This is a genomic window from Paenibacillus sp. MER 99-2, from assembly GCF_023714095.1.
Classification (GTDB): Bacteria; Bacillota; Bacilli; order Paenibacillales; family Paenibacillaceae; genus Paenibacillus.
In genome coordinates this window covers 35,883-52,626 of the sequence record NZ_JAMAUZ010000009.1, presented here as the reverse complement: position 1 = coordinate 52,626, position 16,744 = coordinate 35,883, and the positions used below count along the sequence as shown (strand labels likewise).

Sequence of the window (16,744 nt, the reverse complement as noted above, 5' to 3'; positions counted from 1 at the left end):
AATGAAGTCTTTACCTTTCGGTGCGCGAGGCGTACTGCGAAGGTAAAGGCTTTTTTGGTATTTTACATTTTTCGGGATAAAAAAAGATGAACTTTTGCAAACTGTCTATAGAGCCAATTTTTGCAATTCGTGAATAAGGAGGATGGCTGGGATATGTTTCGTAAACAGGAGAAAACGCTCATCATCGTCTGTCTGGTAGCTGCCGTTGTGGTGTTATATGCCGTTGTGAAAAGTATCATTCGGATCATGAGTTATTGAGAAAGGCTTCTCTCATGCCTAATAACCGAAGCTTAGCAATACATACTGACTATGCTGAAGAGGAGTGTCACCCATGTCATCGCTGGATCCCGTTCTATTAAGTCGTATTTTGACTGGTCTTACTCTGTTTGTTCACATCATTTTTGCATCAATCGGTGTTGGCGTTCCGCTAATGATTGCTCTGGCAGAATGGCGCGGATTGCGTACCAATGATATTCATTACACATTGCTAGCACGGAGATGGGCGCGTGGATTCGTCATTACCGTAGCCGTTGGTGTAGTAACAGGTACATCCATCGGGTTGCAGCTCAGTTTGCTCTGGCCGATGTTCATGCGTGTTGCAGGTCAAGCGATTGCGCTGCCACTCTTCATGGAGACATTTGCGTTTTTCATCGAGGCGATCTTTCTGGGTATCTATTTGTATACGTGGGATCGGTTCAAAAAGAAATACACACATATGCTGCTGCTGATCCCGGTTGCGCTAGGATCATCGGCATCGGCCATATTTATCACAACCGTTAATTCATTTATGAATCAGCCTCAGGGATTCACGCTTGTGAACGGCATTATGAAGGATATCCATCCGATTGCCGCGATGCTGAATCCAGCTACGCCAACCAAAGTATCTCATGTACTGGCTTCTTCTTACACGCTGAGTGCAGGCGTGCTTGCTGGAATTGCAGCATTCAGTTTGCTTCGGGGAAGGGATCATGTGTATTACAAAAAGGCGCTGAAACTTACGACAGTGAGCGCGCTTGTCTTTGCGGTAAGTACCGTCATGATTGGAGACTCTTCTGGTAAATTCTTAGCCAAGTACCAGCCTGAGAAGCTGGCGGCGGCTGAATGGCATTTTAAGACGATGAAAAATGCACCGTTAGTCTATGGGGGAATTTTGGATGAGAACAACGAGGTAAAGTATGCATTGGAAATCCCGTATGCACTTAGTATTTTGGCAGGGAACCGTCCTGATACGGAAGTGAAAGGGCTTGAAGAGTATCCAGCAGACCTTAGACCCCCATTATCCATTCACTATATGTTCGATCTTAAAGTCACCACAGGAGTGATCATCTTATTGATACCGGTGCTCTATGTGTTTCGTCGTTGGTTACCAGGGCGCAAGCCGTATCCGAAGTGGCTCTTATTAGGCATTGTTCTACTCGGACCACTCGCAATGATTGCCATAGAGCTCGGTTGGATGTTTGCAGAGGTGGGAAGGCAGCCATGGATATTACGGGGATATATGAAAGTATCCGAGGCGGCAACGACATCTTCATCTGTAGGTTGGATGCTGGTGCTGTTCATTGTGCTGTACCTGATACTCTGCTTCTCTTGTATTCGGGTGCTTAGCAAGTTATTTCGTAACAAGGAAGCAGAGAAAGAGCTGGACTCACTGGGGCTTGAAGGAGGGATCGTGCATTGAGCTTTGAAATTGCAGGCATTGCGATCTTATGGACGTTTCTATTTGGATATCTAATCGTAGCCTCTATTGATTTTGGAGCAGGCTTTTTCAGCTTCTATAGTCTGCTAACTGGTCACGAGAATAAGATTCACAACATTATCCAACGATATCTATCTCCCGTGTGGGAAGTTACGAACGTATTTCTTATCTTTTTTGTTGTGGGTCTGGTGGGGTTTTATCCCGACAGTGCCTTCTATTACGGCACGGCACTCCTAGTGCCCGGCTCACTTGCGATTGTATTGCTGGCGATCCGAGGTGTGTATTACGCCTATAATACCTATGGTAACCATGGTAAGAACAGTCGGATTTATATGGCCTTATACGGAGCGACAGGGCTATTGATTCCGGCGGTGTTTTCCACCATTTTGGCTATATCCGAAGGAGGCATTATTGAGCAGGTTGGTGAGCAGGTATTTTTTCGCTGGAGAGAGTTTCTGACGAACCCCTACACTTGGTCTGTTGTATTGCTGGCACTTGTGAGTGTGCTATACATTTCGGCGATGTTTTTGTCCTATTATGCCAAGCGGGCAGGGGATGAAATTGCTTTTGAGGTGTTGAGAGAGTATGCGCTGTTATGGAGCTTGCCCACCATTTTTGCGAGTTTTCTTGCGTTTTTGCAAATTAACAAACAAAATCCGCTTCACTTTGAACGGATGCTCGATATCTCGTGGATGTTTATTGCCTCGTTTATTTGTTTTGTCATCGCCCTGACACTTGTGTGGAAGCGAAAATATTTGGGCTGGTGTTTTATCGCCGTGATGCTGCAATTTGCCTTCGCATGGTATGGATATGGACGTTCCCATTTGCCGTACATCCTGTATCCGTACATTAATATATATGATAGCTTTACGAATCGAACGATGGGCATTGCGCTGATTACAGCGTTCAGTTTGGGACTACTGGTGCTCATTCCATCACTGGTTTTGATTATGAAATTGTTTCTATTTGACGCGAATTACGTCCGTGGATATTCGGGCAAGAAGAAGGGATGAATTTCATGTATCTGGAGGGTGTATCCGGCATTCCCGGGATTACAGGTTTGAGTTTTTTTGAGACATTCACGATCATGTATGCTCCACCACTGATTATCGTAGCCGCGATTGCCTTTTTATTCGTGTACTTAGCGATGTGCAAAAACCCGAAGGACTAACAGGCTTTTTTTTCAAATGGGCTGATCCTGGGTTAAAATAGTAGGAAGGGAGGAGGACCCTTTCATGCCGAAAATTCGTTATAACAATATTGATAATGTAAGCACGGATAAGACGTTGAAGGAATTCAAGCAGTGGAGGGAAGAGCGGCGCAAAAAGGTAAAGGATTATTCGTACACTGTACCTAAGCACCCACCGGAGTTAGACTACTTGCATGCCAATCGGGAGGAGACGACCCTTACCTGGATTGGTCACTCCACTTTTTTTATTCAATACTACGGTTTAAATATCGTAACGGATCCGGTATGGGCAGAGAAAATGGGATTTCAGCGTAGATTGGGTGCCCCAGGTATTCCGATTCAGGATATTCCACCGCTCGATATTATTTTGATCTCCCATTCCCATTATGATCATCTGCATCTGGCTTCCTTACGGAAGCTGATTACAGCCAAAACGCTGTTAATCGTTCCAGATGGACTCAAGCGGAAGATGATCCGTAAAGGCTTTCACCGGTGTCATGAGATGAAATGGTGGGAACATATTACATTGGGTGGTGTCAAAATAAGCTTTGTACCTGCTCAACACTGGACTCGTCGTACTTTGTTTGATACTAACAGCTCTCACTGGGGCGGTTATGTCTTGGAGGTGGTTCATCCCACATCTTCTGAAGCCGCTGAAGAAATGGCTGCTACGAACACGCGAAACAATTCAGCAGATACAACAGGTAACACGTCTCATGTACAACAATCCGAAGCTTCTGCATCGCAGCACTTAGCGGCGCAGGAAAGCGTAGAGAAGCCACCCGTTGTTTATTTTGTCGGGGATACGGGGTATTTTCCAGGGTTCAAAACGATCGGTGAACGTTTCGATATAGGCGTTACGCTGATGCCGATTGGTGCATATGATCCAGAATGGTTTATGACCTCTCAACATGTGACACCAGAAGAAGCATTGCAGGGATTCGTGGAGTGTGGCTCCCAGCTTATGGTGCCTATGCACTACGGAACATTCAGACTGGCCGATGATACGCCTAAGGAGGCGCTTGACCGTCTGGAAGCGGAACGTGAGAAATTAGGGATAAGCGCGGAGCGAATTCGTGTGCTAGGTCACGGAGAGACATTACGTATCAAGCATGAGACACATAAACAGGACTAACAATAGCAAGCCAAATATGCTAATGTAAGGTTATATCCGCATGAATAATTCATTACCAAATCTTTAAGAGGTTGTTCAAAAAGTCCGCTTTTGATTACGAAGGATGCCCGGGTGGCATCTCTGCGTCAAAGATGGGATTCAGCCGAAATGTCCGTTGCTCACGTAGGTTTCCCTACGCTCTGCTACTCCATTCTATCTTCATCCCATCTTCTCGGTACTGAAAACCGTCCTTTTTGAACATGTATCTTAATGTAAAAAGCGGCCAATTTTCGAATTTGCCGCTTTTTTGTGTTATAATATGGTGCCAGAATAGGCTACGGGATATTGAATCCAAGATTAATGCAAGTTGCTATTCATGCAGAATGCAGATTAATAAATAAAGGATGGTAATGCTTAATGATTAGTACAAGCGGCATAACGCTCCGCTACGGAAAACGTGCACTTTTTGAAGATGTGAATATCAAGTTCACACCAGGTAACTGTTACGGCTTGATCGGTGCCAATGGTGCTGGTAAATCAACGTTCTTGAAAATTTTGTCAGGTGAAATTGAAGCAAACTCGGGCGAGGTGCACATCACCCCGGGCGAACGTATGGCCGTTTTGAAGCAAAACCATTTTGAATATGATGAGTATGCAGTTCTCGAAACTGTAATTATGGGTCATAGCCGTCTCTATTCCATCATGAAGGAGAAGGACGCTTTGTATGCCAAAGCTGACTTTACGGAAGAAGATGGTTTGCGTGCAGGTGAGCTTGAAGGTGAGTTCGCAGAGTTGAACGGTTGGGATGCTGAGCCAGATGCTGCTGCACTCTTGATTGGTCTCGGTATCGACCGTGATATGCACGAGAAGAAAATGGTTGAACTAAGTGGTAACGAAAAAGTACGTGTACTCTTGGCACAGGCATTGTTTGGTCGCCCAAACAACCTGCTTCTCGATGAGCCTACCAACCACTTGGATCTCGAATCCATTCAATGGCTGGAGAACTTCTTGATGGATTATGAAGGTACTGTTATTGTCGTATCCCATGACCGTCACTTCCTGAACAAAGTATGTACACACATTGCCGATATCGACTTTGGTAAGATCCAGTTGTATGTAGGTAACTATGACTTCTGGTACGAGTCCAGCCAGTTGGCACTTGCATTGCAACGTGATGCGAACAAGAAAAAAGAAGAGAAGATTAAAGAGCTACAAGCCTTTATTCAACGTTTCTCAGCAAATGCGTCGAAGTCCAAGCAAGCAACTTCTCGTAAGAAACAACTCGACAAAATTACATTGGACGATCTTCGTCCATCGAACCGTAAATATCCGTTCATCAACTTCAAGCCTGAGCGTGAAGCGGGTAAACAGCTGTTGACTGTTGATCGTGTAAGCAAATCGATTGATGGTGTAAACATGCTGAATGAACTTAGCTTTGTCGTGAACAAAGGCGACAAAATCGCATTTGTGGGACCGAACGGTAATGCCAAATCCCTGTTGTTTGATATCCTGATGGGTGAGGTTGAAGCTGATAGTGGTGAATATACTTGGGGTGTAACGACATCACAAGCTTATTTCCCGAAAGACAACTCCAAATACTTTGACGGTGTCGAAATGACTTTGGTTGACTGGTTGCGCCAGTACTCCAAAGATCAGGATGAAACCTATTTGCGTGGATTCCTGGGTCGGATGCTGTTCTCGGGTGAGGAATCCTTGAAGAAAGCAAGCGTGCTATCCGGGGGAGAGAAAGTTCGCTGTATGTTGGCGAAAATGATGCAAACCGGTGCTAACGCATTGATTCTGGATGAGCCAACGAATCACTTGGATCTCGAATCCATTACAGCGCTGAACAATGGTATGATTGATTTTGACGGCACAATGCTGTTTACATCCCATGACCATCAGTTCATTCAAACGATTGCCAACCGTATTATTGAAATCACGCCAACAGGCATCATTGATCGTCAAATGAGCTATGATGAATACCTGGAGAGCGACGAGATTAAGGAATTACGGAATAAGATGTACCCGGTTGAAGCGTAAATAAAAGATATAGATATATAAAAAGAACCGCGAAGCTTCCTTAGAGGAAGTCGCGGTTCTTTTTTGGTTGCATCATACATACATAACTACCTAGCATAGAGGCCGTTAGAGGTCACCCTACAGCGTGCCTTGGGAAATACCCAAAGAGCCTAGGATCCGCCAGTACGGCGGCGCTGATTGTTAGGTTTTTTGTTGTTTTGACTCTTCATTGCTTTTGGACCGCCTTCAAAATAGGCGCTGGATTGGTTACCGGATTTTGATTGTTCCTTCTTTTGCGCCAATTTTTGACGTATCGCATCCTGCAAACTGATTTTTTTCTGTTCAGTATTATCGCTCATCGTTATTTCCCTCCCGGTCTTACAGTTAAGCCGTCCGATTTGGACGGGATGTCCTTATTTTATACGTTTTACAAAAGCCCTACAAGGGCAACCTGATAAAATGCGATGAATGAGCTTGAAGATGTTGTGGAGCACGGACTTCAATATGAGAGATCGTAAAGGGGGAGCACTGGTTTGAATGTTTATGAAGAAATTCGTAAGGGGGAGCGGGGAGCCTGGATTAGCATAGCAGCTTACCTCGTCTTGTCTGCTTTTAAATTAATCAGTGGTTATATTTTTGATTCTAGTGCGTTGGTAGCCGATGGATATAATAATGTTACCGACATTGTAGCCTCTGTCGCAGTGCTGATCGGCCTCCGGATTTCACAAAAGCCTCCGGATTCAGATCATACATATGGTCATTTTCGGGCAGAGACGATTGCGGCACTGATTGCTTCATTTATTATGGCTGTGGTGGGACTTCAAGTGCTAGTTGAAGCGGTACGATCCTGGTATGTTGGCAGCTTTGTTGCCCCTAATCTCTTGGCAGCGGGAGTTGCGATTATAAGCGCGATTTCAATGTTAGGTGTGTATCGCTATAACTCTCGTCTAGCCAAGCAAATTAACAGTCAGGCACTTATGGCAGCAGCCAAGGACAATCGTTCGGATGCGTGGGTCAGTATTGGAGCAGCAATTGGAATCATCGGTGCACAATTCGGTCTACCTTGGCTTGATAAAGTCGCAGCTATCGCTGTAGGATTGCTGATCTGCAAGACAGCTTGGGAGATTTTCAGAGACTGCACACACCGATTGACCGATGGTTTTGATCAGAAGGAATTAACCGATCTTCGCTCTTCTGTTGCCCGTGTTCCTGGCGTAGAGACAATTAAGGATGTCAAGGCACGTGTTCATGGGAGTCATGTGTTAGTGGATATCGTCATTGAGGTAGACGGGAAACTTAGTCTGATTGAAGGTCATCAGATCTGTGACAGGGTGGAGGAACGATTGAAACGATCGCACAACATTATGCATGTACATGTACATGTCGAACCCAGAATAGCAAACGCTACTCCAAAGAATGAGTGAAAACGATACAGTAAGCTAAGGATTAACGATCATGATATTTCAGTTTCCAAAATAAAAAGAGGGCAGTCACGGGTTCACGTGCTGTCCTCTTTACTTATGGCTAGAAGGATTATACGATATTACTGAATAGCAACGTGAATCCAAGCTTTACCTTTCCAAGTGTACACTTGTACCCACTCGCCACCATCAAAACCATCAACAACTTCACCTGTGGTGTCGATTACTTGTGAACCAAGTGCACCGATTGGCTTGCCGTTTGGAGCATCATAGAACCAAGTGCGCTCTAACAGGTTAAGCAGCATCGTAGGCTCAAGAACCTCGTCTCCCGCTTTTACAACAGGCTCATCGAACATTTTGTCAGGTGTAGTTGTTGAAGTTTCAGTTGTTGTTGTACCTGTAACGCCCTCAACCGTGCCTTCTACTGTTTCTACAGCCGGTTTGTTAACTTCAACAGCCGGAGTTGTGGTTGCTGGTGTTGTTGCTTCAGTTCCAGTTTCAGGAGTTACTGTTCCAGTAACCGCTTCCTCAGCACCTGCGGCAGCAGCCATCGAACCCATCAACGTTAAAGCAGCGGCAAAACTTACGATTTTTTTCATTTGTAATTCCTCCTCGGTAGGTATGTAATTTGTTGTCCTGTGTTAAAAATAACCAAGCAAGCTCACCTATGAATCACAAATTATAACAATATTTTCTTGCATTCTCCAGAGTCAACTGGAGCATTTGTGGGTATTAGGGATGCTTGTAAAAATCATACTTCAGTGGGATAAATTCAGGTTGGCTATGTCAAAAAGGTCCTATTTACGTTGTAATTTTATAACTGCCGGGAGAGCGGTTCAGGAATAGAGAAGAAGGGAGTGTAATACATAATAGAGGATAGTGGCTGCTTCGCATGTCAAACCATGTATTCATCTGTATACAACGAACAAAAGCCTACCGGCTAATGTTAGCGCGATAGACTTTTGTATGTACTGCGTGATTTTCATTGCGTTGCCTCATTCATCGCATTCGGCTTCGTCCCGTAATGAGGGAGATTACGAACAGTACAACAAAGATGAAGAAGAGGACTTTAGCGATTGAAGCAGCTGCTTCAACGATTCCGAAAAATCCGAAAATACCTGCGACAAGTGCAATAATTAGAAACAATACAGACCATTTCAACATGAGTTTTCATCCTTTCGTTTAGGAATTTTGGAGCGAGAATTGTTCACCTCGCAGCCTTGTGTAGTTGTTCTTTAACCGAGGACTTTTAGGTTGAAACATTCATCATTTTTCCAAGAAAGTGAATATATGAAGTGGGTTTTATCATTTGTTTCGTCCCGGAAATGGTCGGGTAACTATAGCAATAACAATTCAGATAGTATATCGAAAGCGAGGTTCTTCTATGATCTATCAAATTAGCGTGGCTTTAATTGCGGTGGCCTTTGCAGTCTTGGTTTTCTTTTTAATTCGTACTCTAAAATCCGCTCAGAGTTCATTGGACAATGTATCCCAGACGTTACAGGAAGTCCAAAAAACGATTGATGAACTCAGTTATGAAGTGAAACAGACGGTAAGACATGCAAATGATATTACGGCGGATGTGCAACACAAAATGAAAAAGATTGATCCGGTTATGGAATCTGTTCAAAACCTAGGCGAAGTGCTCAACGAAGTAACTGCTGCGGCGAAACAAGTTTCCTCTACGATGATTGCTAAATTCCAGACAAAACGCTCCAGTCAACAAGAAGAACAAGCTGTTGAACCAATCCATGTACAGGCAACGCCAGCCACCAAGACGGATCGTACCCTGCAAAGCTATGATGCTACATATAATGATGCAGCAAATGGTGGGAAGAATTGGTTGAAGTATGTGGATCTTGCGGCTAACCTGTGGCAACGTGTTCGTAAATAATTAACAATATAAGGTTAACTTGAAGGAAGTCATTTAGAGCGGTGACGAATCTGAACTTCATGAAAGGGTGAGAATCATGATGAAACTATTGCTTGTAATGTTTAGCGTAATTTCTCCCTTTTCCGTTCAACCGGCAGCGACAACCGCTGCTCATGATCTGCCATGGACGGTATTGGAAGAGAAAACGCCAGAAGTTAGTCTGGCTGTAGATCGATCCGAACCAGTTGAGGCATTTCGGACTCTAAATGATATTTCTTTGGATGACGGCATGCATCAAATGTTGTATCAAAAGGGCCAACCGATTGATATAAATGAAGATCCTTATCTAGGATGTCCTGAATTTAATTTTCAGGATGTGAAAGTGGGATTTTGCGAAAATACTGGAGAGATTCAATATGTTCATATTGATGCCTCTCAAGAACGATTTAAGTTGAATCAAGAGTGGATAGAGATGGATCTTAGATCCATACAAGAGGAGCTTGGTGAACCTTATGTTATTGCAGAGGATGGAGAGGTGTACCTTCGCGGAGATGAGGCTTTGAAAGTTTATTTGAAGCCAGGAACTGATGAAATTGAGGGGATCGACCTATTTGATGCAAACTTGTCCTAGGGACAAAAAAACATAAAGCGTTTCATCCCTAAATGCTATGGTTATATATTAAAAGTAGCTTGAGAAAGAAGAATATCAGAGGAGAGTGGAAACGATGAATTCAACCAATGCGCAAGCTTATGCTAAAGTGGTAGAAAACGGAGTCCAGGCGGTAGAAGCAGTGAAAGAGCTGCAAAATACCGGATACCTTGCTGATCATATCTTCGTTCTTGCCCATGAAAAGGATCGCACGGATCGAATTGCAGACACAGCGGATGCGAATGAAATTGGCATCAAGGAAGAGGGATTGTTTGATTCCATGGCTAATCTGTTCCGTTCTCGTGGAGATGAGCTCAGAGCCAAAATCGTATCAATGGGATTCACTGAAGCGGAAGCGGACTTCTACGAAAGTGAATTAGATAAAGGTAAAGTATTAGTGATTGCCAAAAAGAAAGATTGAAGCGTACAAGCTTCCGGTGGTTACGATCATCTAATGTATCGTATTGAATCAAAAACATAGATAAGGAATGGGGATTTCCCCATTCCTTATCTATGTTTTTGCAAGTTTGGAAGCGGGTCAGAACCGCGGCAAAAACAGGGTAACCAGCGGGGGAATTTCCTTCTGATGGTGCCATTTACAGATAGCAGTTTTTCATTTTTACGCTTATAGTTATAGTAGGAATTATTATGTCTACCGTCGTGTAAAATGCAGAAAATGTAACATTAGGGTTGTTACATGTTATTACAAAAACCAACGAATCGACAAACCCGGAACGCCACAGATAAGGAGATAGAAATGAAAATACTTATTGTTGACGACAATCCGACGAATGTCATTATCATTCGAGAAATTCTGAAAAAAGAGAACTATCGTGACATTGTAACCGCTAGTTCTGCGATGGAGATGTTTGAAATCCTCGGAATAGGTGGAGAAAGTGATGAACTTCGTCCGAGACCGTCGGATATTGACCTTATTTTGCTAGATATGATGATGCCTGAAATGGACGGGATCGAAGCTTGTAGCATCGTGCAAAAGTTTGAGAATCTCAAGGACATTCCGATCATTATGGTTACGGCTATTGGGGATTCCAAAAAGCTGGCGGAAGCGCTAGATGCCGGTGCCTCCGATTATGTAACGAAGCCAATTAACAAAGTGGAACTGATGGCTCGCATTAGGTTGGCACTGCGTCTGAAGCAGGAGAAGGATTGGCATAAGGAGCGCGATCAACGTATCCAGGATGAGCTTAAGCTTGCGGCCATGGTTCAGAACGCTGTACTTAGCCCAGCGATTGAAGATCCTTTATTTCATGTGAATGCCATCTATAAACCATCCTTCGAACTAGCAGGTGATCTGTATTCGTGGTATCCCCTAGGTGAAGGGCGCTATGGTGTAATACTGCTGGATATGATGGGTCACGGTATTTCTTCTTCATTATTTACGATGTTTATCGCCTCCGTATTGAAGGACACGGTGACAACGTATGTAGATCCAGAGAAGGTAGTTCAGGAGCTGAATCGGCGATTCAATCAGCTTCATCTAGGCAAACAATTGGTACAGTATTATTTCACTGCGATCTACCTAGTCGTTGATACGCGGAAGAAGCGGATCGACTATGTTAACGCAGGGCATCCACCGGCTTTATTTTTCCGTGAAGATGGTTCGATCACAACATTTGACAGCGTGTGCTGCCCAGTAGGTCTGTTCGATAAAATGGATATTGAACCTCAGACGATTCATTATGAGGGTGAAGGTCATATTGCCCTATACACAGATGGATTAACGGAAGCTGTCCCAGGAGATCAGGAGGAACAAATTGAATTTCTCAAGGAGCAGTTGAAAGGTCCACATGGGTGGAACGAGCCTTTGATGCAAACCTTGTTCTTTGATGACGAAATTCCTCAGGAGCGGGATGACGATAAATGTCTGGTATGGATCACGTTAAGTGAAGGGGCGGAAGCGGAGTGAAAATCAGGAACAAACTGCTGATAGGTTTTACCGCTCTGATGGCAATCTTAATTGTTCTTACATTTATAAGTTATGAGCGGCTAAACAACAGTAATCAGCAATTGGATCAGATGTATCAGGAGCGTTATATGAAGGTGAGATTTACGTCGGCTGTACGCGGAGAAGTGAACGATATGGCCAAAGTGCTGGCTAACTTGTTGCTCAACCCGACCAATTCGATTAGCGCGGCTGACGGTGAACTCAAGGAAATGATGGACAAAGCCAAGGGATATCTCACAGAGGTGCGTGAGCGAGCCGACAGTGCGTCTGAGCATCAGTTAGTTGACCGAGTCAATACGGCTTGGGATGCTTATGCAGCTTATGGTACGAGGCAGCTCAGCCTGATGTCGCAGGGGCGTGTAGAGGATGCGAATAACTACCGTAATTCGACGGGGCTCGCTGTTCAGAAAGAGGCGGTAGATAGCCTCAATGCTCTTTCACGCTATCAGGATCAGGAGATTGATACAGAAATAACTTCGGCCAATGAAGCTTATACACGAGCTGTGCAGATCACATTTGGCATTATGATCGCTGGGGTGTTAATGGCATTAGGTGTCATCATGTGGGTACTGCCAAGCATTACTCGTGGTCTGAACACGGTATCCATGATGATTACAAGCTTTGGCCAGGGACGATATCGAACCATTCGACGGATTAAAATCAAGTCGACAGATGAGATTGGTCAGATCGCGACAGTGTTCAAAGAAGTATCGGGTGACTTAGAAGAGAAGATGGAAATCGAAAAAGCTTATGTGCAAGCACAGCAGGATCAGAATTGGATGAGTTCTAATATTGCAAGAGTTCCCGAATTGTTGAGAGGGATCGGTTCGATTCGCCAGATTTCGCAAATGTTCATTAGTGAATTTACGCCTGTGCTTGGTGCACAACTAGGTGTCGTTTATTTAGTGGATGAGGAGAAACATCCAGATGAATTAAGAAGATATGGAGCCTATGCTTTTGAAGAGAATGGGAGTGTCGGTAAAGAAGTTTACCGGATCGGAGAAGGGTTGATCGGTCAGGCTGCTCTGGATATGAATCCGATTGTTGTAGAGAATACACCGGAGGATTATGTGCATATCGGTTCCGCATCGGGATCATCGCGAGCTACCAGCATTATGATCTATCCCGTTGTTTTCGAGGATGAACTTATTGGTGTAGTTGAACTGGCTTCATTTGATGGGTTTACCGATCTGCATAAACAATTGTTCTCTCAGTTGATTATGAATTTGGGTGTCATCCTTAACAACGTTCGCCGTCGTTTGCGTGTGGAAGAATTATTGCGTGAATCTCAGGCTCTCACGGAGGAACTCCAAGTGCAATCCGAGGAACTCCAGACACAGCAGGAAGAATTGCGACGCTCTAATGAAAACTTAGAGGAACAGACTGGCGCACTCAAACGTTCTGAGGAGTTACTGCAGCGACAACAGGAGGAGCTTGAGCATTTTAATACCGAGTTGATTGCGAAGACGCGTGCTCTTGAAGAACAGGTGCGTGAAGTCGAAGAGAAGAACGACGAGATTGAGAAAACCAAAACGCAGTTGGAACAGCAAGCTATGCAGTTGTCGATGACAAGCAAATACAAATCAGAGTTTTTGGCTAATATGTCGCATGAATTACGTACACCGCTGAACAGCCTACTGATTCTCTCTCAGTTATTGTCTGAGAATAAGGATGGAAATTTAAGTACGAAACAACAAGAGTACGCTCAAACGATCTATATGTCCGGTGCAGATCTACTGAAAATGATTGATGAAATCTTAGATTTGTCAAAAGTAGACGCAGGTAAAATGGATATCAACTATGAGACCGTTCGAATGGAAGAGTTGACTCAATTTGTCGAACAGAATTTTGGCGCCATGGCGAACAAAAAAGAGCTTGATCTCCATATTGATTTCGACAGTAATCTGCCAGATTGGGTATATACAGACAGCCATCGTGTGAAACAAATTCTTCGTAACTTGCTGTCGAATGCCTTTAAATTTACGAACCGGGGATCTGTAAGTATTATTGGACGTAAAATTGCCCCAGAAGAACTTCCAGGGTACCTGAACAATAATCAGGAATACGTAGGATTTACTGTGAAGGATACAGGGATCGGAATTCCATCCGATAAGACAGATCTGATCTTCGAAGCTTTCCAGCAGGTGGATGGTACAACGAGTCGTAAGTATGGAGGCACGGGACTAGGATTATCCATCAGCCGTGAACTTGCTCGCCTGCTCGGTGGAGCCATTCAGGTAGAATCTTCTGAGGGTGTAGGTAGTGCGTTTACATTGTATTTACCTGATAATCACGAAGATGAAGCTCCCTTAGAGGAGTCACTCGCTGAGGCAGCTGTTACTTCTGAAATGCCTACTAGACAAAGAGAAGCTCGAATGATGCGTTCAAGCAGACAGACTGTCATCACGCCAGATCCTGACAGCAATGCACTTATTGAACTGTCAGCACCAGAGGCTACAGCATCAACAACGGTAGAGGATGATCAAGGTGAAATTGCAGAAGGTGACAAAGTTCTCTTGATTATCGAAGATGACGTGAAGTTTGCCCATATCTTGATGGATATGGCGAGAGGAAGAGGCTTCAAAGCGATTGTAGCGCTGCAAGGAGATAAGGGGCTTGAAATGGCTCGTGAATATTTGCCTGACGCGATCATTTTGGATATCCAATTACCTGTGATGGATGGCTGGGCGATTTTGGGTGAACTGAAAAGCAGCTCGACTACTCGTCATATCCCGGTACATGTTATTTCAGTCATTGATGACATGAAGCAAGGGTTGATGATGGGTGCGATAGCCTACCTGAAGAAGCCTTCCAGCAAAGAATCGTTGGATAAAGCTTTCTCACATATCGAATCCTATACAGAGAACCAATTGAAGCGTTTGTTGATTGTGGAGGATGACGAAACTCAGCGTAAAGCCATTATTGAATTGATAGGTCATGATGATGTGGCAATAACAGCCGTCTCCACAGGACAAGAAGCTTTAACCGAGCTGCATAGCCAGCGGTATGACTGCATGGTGCTTGACCTAATGCTGACCGACATGACCGGATTCGAGCTATTGGATCAGATTAGGGATGACGAATATTTGAGTGATCTGCCTATTATTATTTATACAGGAAAAGAGCTTGATAGTAAGGAAGAGACGAAGCTTCGTAAATATGCGGAATCCATCATTATCAAGGATGTGAAATCTCCAGAACGTTTGTTGGATGAGACCACCTTGTTCCTGCATAGGGTAGAAGCGAATCTTCCTGAAGATAAACGACGGATTCTGCAGAAGCTGCACAACAAAGAAACGTTATTTGAAGGTAAGAAAATATTGCTTGTCGATGATGATATTCGTAACGTATTCGCTCTTTCCAGTGTATTAGAAGGATATCGCATGGATGTTACCTTTGCTGAGAATGGACGAGAAGCAATAGAGATTCTGGAACAAGATCCGGAAATTGACCTCGTATTGATGGATATGATGATGCCAGAGATGGATGGTTATGAAGCGATGACACGGATCAGACAGATTCCTAAATTCGAGAAATTGCCGATTATTGCGTTAACGGCGAAGGCAATGAAGGATGACCGTGGCAAGTGTATTGAGGCTGGCGCATCTGATTATGTGAAAAAGCCGATCCAAACGGATCAATTATTATCATTAATGCGTGTATGGCTGTATTCGTAAGCCACTAGTTTGGGTAATGAAGGACAATATGATATATAAAATGAATAATTATTACACGGAAACGAAGAGGACAGAAATAGCATGGAGAAGCAAAGCGTTCGCCTTTATCCCCGGATTTTCCCTTTGGAGAAGGGAATCAGAAAAATCTGGGGATAACAGCGATCGGAAGGCTGTTCTGTCATCGGAGTGGCAAGTGTAATCATCGTTTGTTCATTTTGTATAAACGTAAGTAACAAAAGAAGAGTGGAGAGAATTTATGACATCGTGGGAACCTACCGAGGCGGGGGTAGAATCAGACCGCTTGGCACAAGATGAAGAGCGCGAACTGATTGAAATCGAATTGCTGTTGGAAGGTATGCACCGTCTATATGGATATGATTTTAGAAATTATGCCTTGCCTTCTTTAAAACGAAGAATTTGGCATTATGCACATGCAGAAGGTGCAAAAACGATATCTGCTTTGCAGGAGCGTGTGCTTCATAATCGCTCAGCCTTCGAACGATTTGTGCAGAATCTGTCTATTCCTGTAACGGAGATGTTTCGGGATCCATCGTTATTCCGTACGTTCCGAGAACAGGTCATTCCTGTGTTACGAACCTACCCTTATATCCGAATATGGCATGCGGGTTGTTCTACAGGGGAAGAGGTCTATTCGATGGCGATTATGCTTCATGAAGAAGGATTGTATGACAAAGCAAGAATTTACGCGACAGATATGAATGATCGCTCATTGCAACAAGCCAAGGAAGGCGTATACGGCATTGAGAAAATGAAACTATACACGACTAACTATTTGGAGGCTGGAGGAACTCGAGCCTTCTCAGAATATTACACAGCTAAGTACAATTCCGTTATATTTCATCCTTACCTGCGGAAAAATATTATTTTTGCCGAACATAACCTGGCTACAGATCGTTCGTTTAACGAATTTAATGTGATCTTCTGCCGCAATGTCATGATTTATTTTAATGATGAACTGCGGAATCAGGTGCACGGGTTATTTCATGAAAGTTTAAGCCACTTCGGTGTCCTAGTTCTGGGGTCTAAAGAATCGATACATTTTACGGAATTCAGTGATGCCTACGAGCCGTTAGACCGGACGGAAAAAATATACCGGAAGATAAAATAGGGGGTTAG

At 43.9% G+C, this 16,744-nt stretch carries 15 protein-coding genes; 12 read left to right on the top strand and 3 right to left on the bottom strand.

The annotated features are described in order from the left end of the window. Positions 1-331 precede the first annotated feature (331 nt). From M3636_RS24940 to M3636_RS24920, 5 genes are all read left to right on the top strand, one after another. Positions 332-1,678 (top strand): cytochrome ubiquinol oxidase subunit I, encoded by a 1,347-nt coding sequence (locus M3636_RS24940; protein WP_128103573.1) that lies wholly within the window; start codon positions 332-334, stop codon positions 1,676-1,678. Further along, the gene (locus M3636_RS24935) at positions 1,675-2,709 is read left to right on the top strand and encodes a cytochrome d ubiquinol oxidase subunit II (RefSeq protein WP_128103572.1); all 1,035 of its coding nucleotides are present in this window, start codon (positions 1,675-1,677) and stop codon (positions 2,707-2,709) included. Before M3636_RS24940 ends, M3636_RS24935 begins: the two co-directional genes overlap by 4 nt. A 5-nt stretch (positions 2,710-2,714) precedes the next feature. Continuing rightward, entirely contained in the window at positions 2,715-2,867 is a 153-nt protein-coding gene (cydS, locus tag M3636_RS24930; RefSeq protein ID WP_156395355.1) for a cytochrome bd oxidase small subunit CydS family protein, read from the top strand. A gap of 64 nt (positions 2,868-2,931) precedes the next feature. Next, positions 2,932-4,020, top strand: a complete 1,089-nt coding sequence (locus M3636_RS24925) for an MBL fold metallo-hydrolase (RefSeq protein ID WP_251384360.1) — start codon at positions 2,932-2,934, stop codon at positions 4,018-4,020. Positions 4,021-4,416: 396 nt separating this feature from the next. After that, the gene (locus M3636_RS24920) at positions 4,417-6,042 is read left to right on the top strand and encodes an ABC-F family ATP-binding cassette domain-containing protein (RefSeq protein WP_145409876.1); all 1,626 of its coding nucleotides are present in this window, start codon (positions 4,417-4,419) and stop codon (positions 6,040-6,042) included. A 149-nt stretch (positions 6,043-6,191) separates the two neighbouring features. Here the strand turns inward: M3636_RS24920 and M3636_RS24915 are convergent, their stop codons facing one another. Continuing rightward, on the bottom strand, positions 6,192-6,380 hold the full coding sequence (locus M3636_RS24915; protein ID WP_145409877.1) for a hypothetical protein: 189 nt from the start codon (positions 6,378-6,380) through the stop codon (positions 6,192-6,194). Positions 6,381-6,554: 174 nt separating this feature from the next. Here M3636_RS24915 and M3636_RS24910 point away from each other — a divergent pair, with 174 nt between their 5' ends. Continuing rightward, positions 6,555-7,445 carry a cation diffusion facilitator family transporter gene (locus tag M3636_RS24910; RefSeq protein ID WP_251384359.1) on the top strand — a complete coding sequence of 297 codons (891 nt, stop codon included), beginning with the start codon at positions 6,555-6,557 and terminating at the stop codon, positions 7,443-7,445. Positions 7,446-7,564: 119 nt separating this feature from the next. Here the strand turns inward: M3636_RS24910 and M3636_RS24905 are convergent, their stop codons facing one another. Together M3636_RS24905 and M3636_RS24900 are read right to left on the bottom strand one after the other, a co-directional pair. Further along, the gene (locus M3636_RS24905) at positions 7,565-8,041 is read right to left on the bottom strand and encodes a hypothetical protein (protein ID WP_128103569.1); all 477 of its coding nucleotides are present in this window, start codon (positions 8,039-8,041) and stop codon (positions 7,565-7,567) included. A gap of 400 nt (positions 8,042-8,441) precedes the next feature. Further along, positions 8,442-8,606: a DUF1328 domain-containing protein gene (locus tag M3636_RS24900; RefSeq protein WP_017692264.1), complete on the bottom strand. Its 165-nt coding sequence runs from the start codon at positions 8,604-8,606 to the stop codon at positions 8,442-8,444. A 220-nt stretch (positions 8,607-8,826) separates the two neighbouring features. Here M3636_RS24900 and M3636_RS24895 point away from each other — a divergent pair, with 220 nt between their 5' ends. The 6 genes from M3636_RS24895 (at position 8,827) to M3636_RS24870 (ending at position 16,736) form a co-directional block, all read left to right on the top strand. Next, positions 8,827-9,336, top strand: coding sequence for a DUF948 domain-containing protein (locus M3636_RS24895; RefSeq protein ID WP_128103568.1), 510 nt, complete (start codon positions 8,827-8,829; stop codon positions 9,334-9,336). Between the two features lie 76 nt (positions 9,337-9,412). Continuing rightward, entirely contained in the window at positions 9,413-9,946 is a 534-nt protein-coding gene (locus tag M3636_RS24890) for a hypothetical protein (RefSeq protein WP_128103567.1), read from the top strand. Positions 9,947-10,040: 94 nt separating this feature from the next. Further along, positions 10,041-10,385, top strand: coding sequence for a YflT domain-containing protein (locus tag M3636_RS24885; RefSeq protein ID WP_056693378.1), 345 nt, complete (start codon positions 10,041-10,043; stop codon positions 10,383-10,385). Positions 10,386-10,721: 336 nt separating this feature from the next. Further along, on the top strand, positions 10,722-11,891 hold the full coding sequence (locus M3636_RS24880) for a PP2C family protein-serine/threonine phosphatase (protein WP_128103566.1): 1,170 nt from the start codon (positions 10,722-10,724) through the stop codon (positions 11,889-11,891). After that, positions 11,888-15,607, top strand: a complete 3,720-nt coding sequence (locus M3636_RS24875; RefSeq protein ID WP_251384358.1) for a response regulator — start codon at positions 11,888-11,890, stop codon at positions 15,605-15,607. The genes M3636_RS24880 and M3636_RS24875 overlap by 4 nt, the downstream gene beginning before the upstream one ends. Before the next feature lie 256 nt (positions 15,608-15,863). After that, entirely contained in the window at positions 15,864-16,736 is an 873-nt protein-coding gene (locus M3636_RS24870) for a CheR family methyltransferase (RefSeq protein WP_251384357.1), read from the top strand. Positions 16,737-16,744 lie beyond the last annotated feature (8 nt).

Coding starts and splice junctions, on each gene's coding strand:
- M3636_RS24880 (WP_128103566.1), top strand. CDS start 10,722: ATGAAAATACTTATTGTTGACGACAATCCGACGAATGTCATTATCATT.
- M3636_RS24925 (WP_251384360.1), top strand. CDS start 2,932: ATGCCGAAAATTCGTTATAACAATATTGATAATGTAAGCACGGATAAG.
- M3636_RS24905 (WP_128103569.1), bottom strand. CDS start 8,041: ATGAAAAAAATCGTAAGTTTTGCCGCTGCTTTAACGTTGATGGGTTCG.
- M3636_RS24885 (WP_056693378.1), top strand. CDS start 10,041: ATGAATTCAACCAATGCGCAAGCTTATGCTAAAGTGGTAGAAAACGGA.
- M3636_RS24940 (WP_128103573.1), top strand. CDS start 332: ATGTCATCGCTGGATCCCGTTCTATTAAGTCGTATTTTGACTGGTCTT.
- M3636_RS24895 (WP_128103568.1), top strand. CDS start 8,827: ATGATCTATCAAATTAGCGTGGCTTTAATTGCGGTGGCCTTTGCAGTC.
- M3636_RS24890 (WP_128103567.1), top strand. CDS start 9,413: ATGATGAAACTATTGCTTGTAATGTTTAGCGTAATTTCTCCCTTTTCC.
- cydS (WP_156395355.1), top strand. CDS start 2,715: ATGTATCTGGAGGGTGTATCCGGCATTCCCGGGATTACAGGTTTGAGT.
- M3636_RS24870 (WP_251384357.1), top strand. CDS start 15,864: ATGACATCGTGGGAACCTACCGAGGCGGGGGTAGAATCAGACCGCTTG.
- M3636_RS24900 (WP_017692264.1), bottom strand. CDS start 8,606: ATGTTGAAATGGTCTGTATTGTTTCTAATTATTGCACTTGTCGCAGGT.
- M3636_RS24920 (WP_145409876.1), top strand. CDS start 4,417: ATGATTAGTACAAGCGGCATAACGCTCCGCTACGGAAAACGTGCACTT.
- M3636_RS24915 (WP_145409877.1), bottom strand. CDS start 6,380: ATGAGCGATAATACTGAACAGAAAAAAATCAGTTTGCAGGATGCGATA.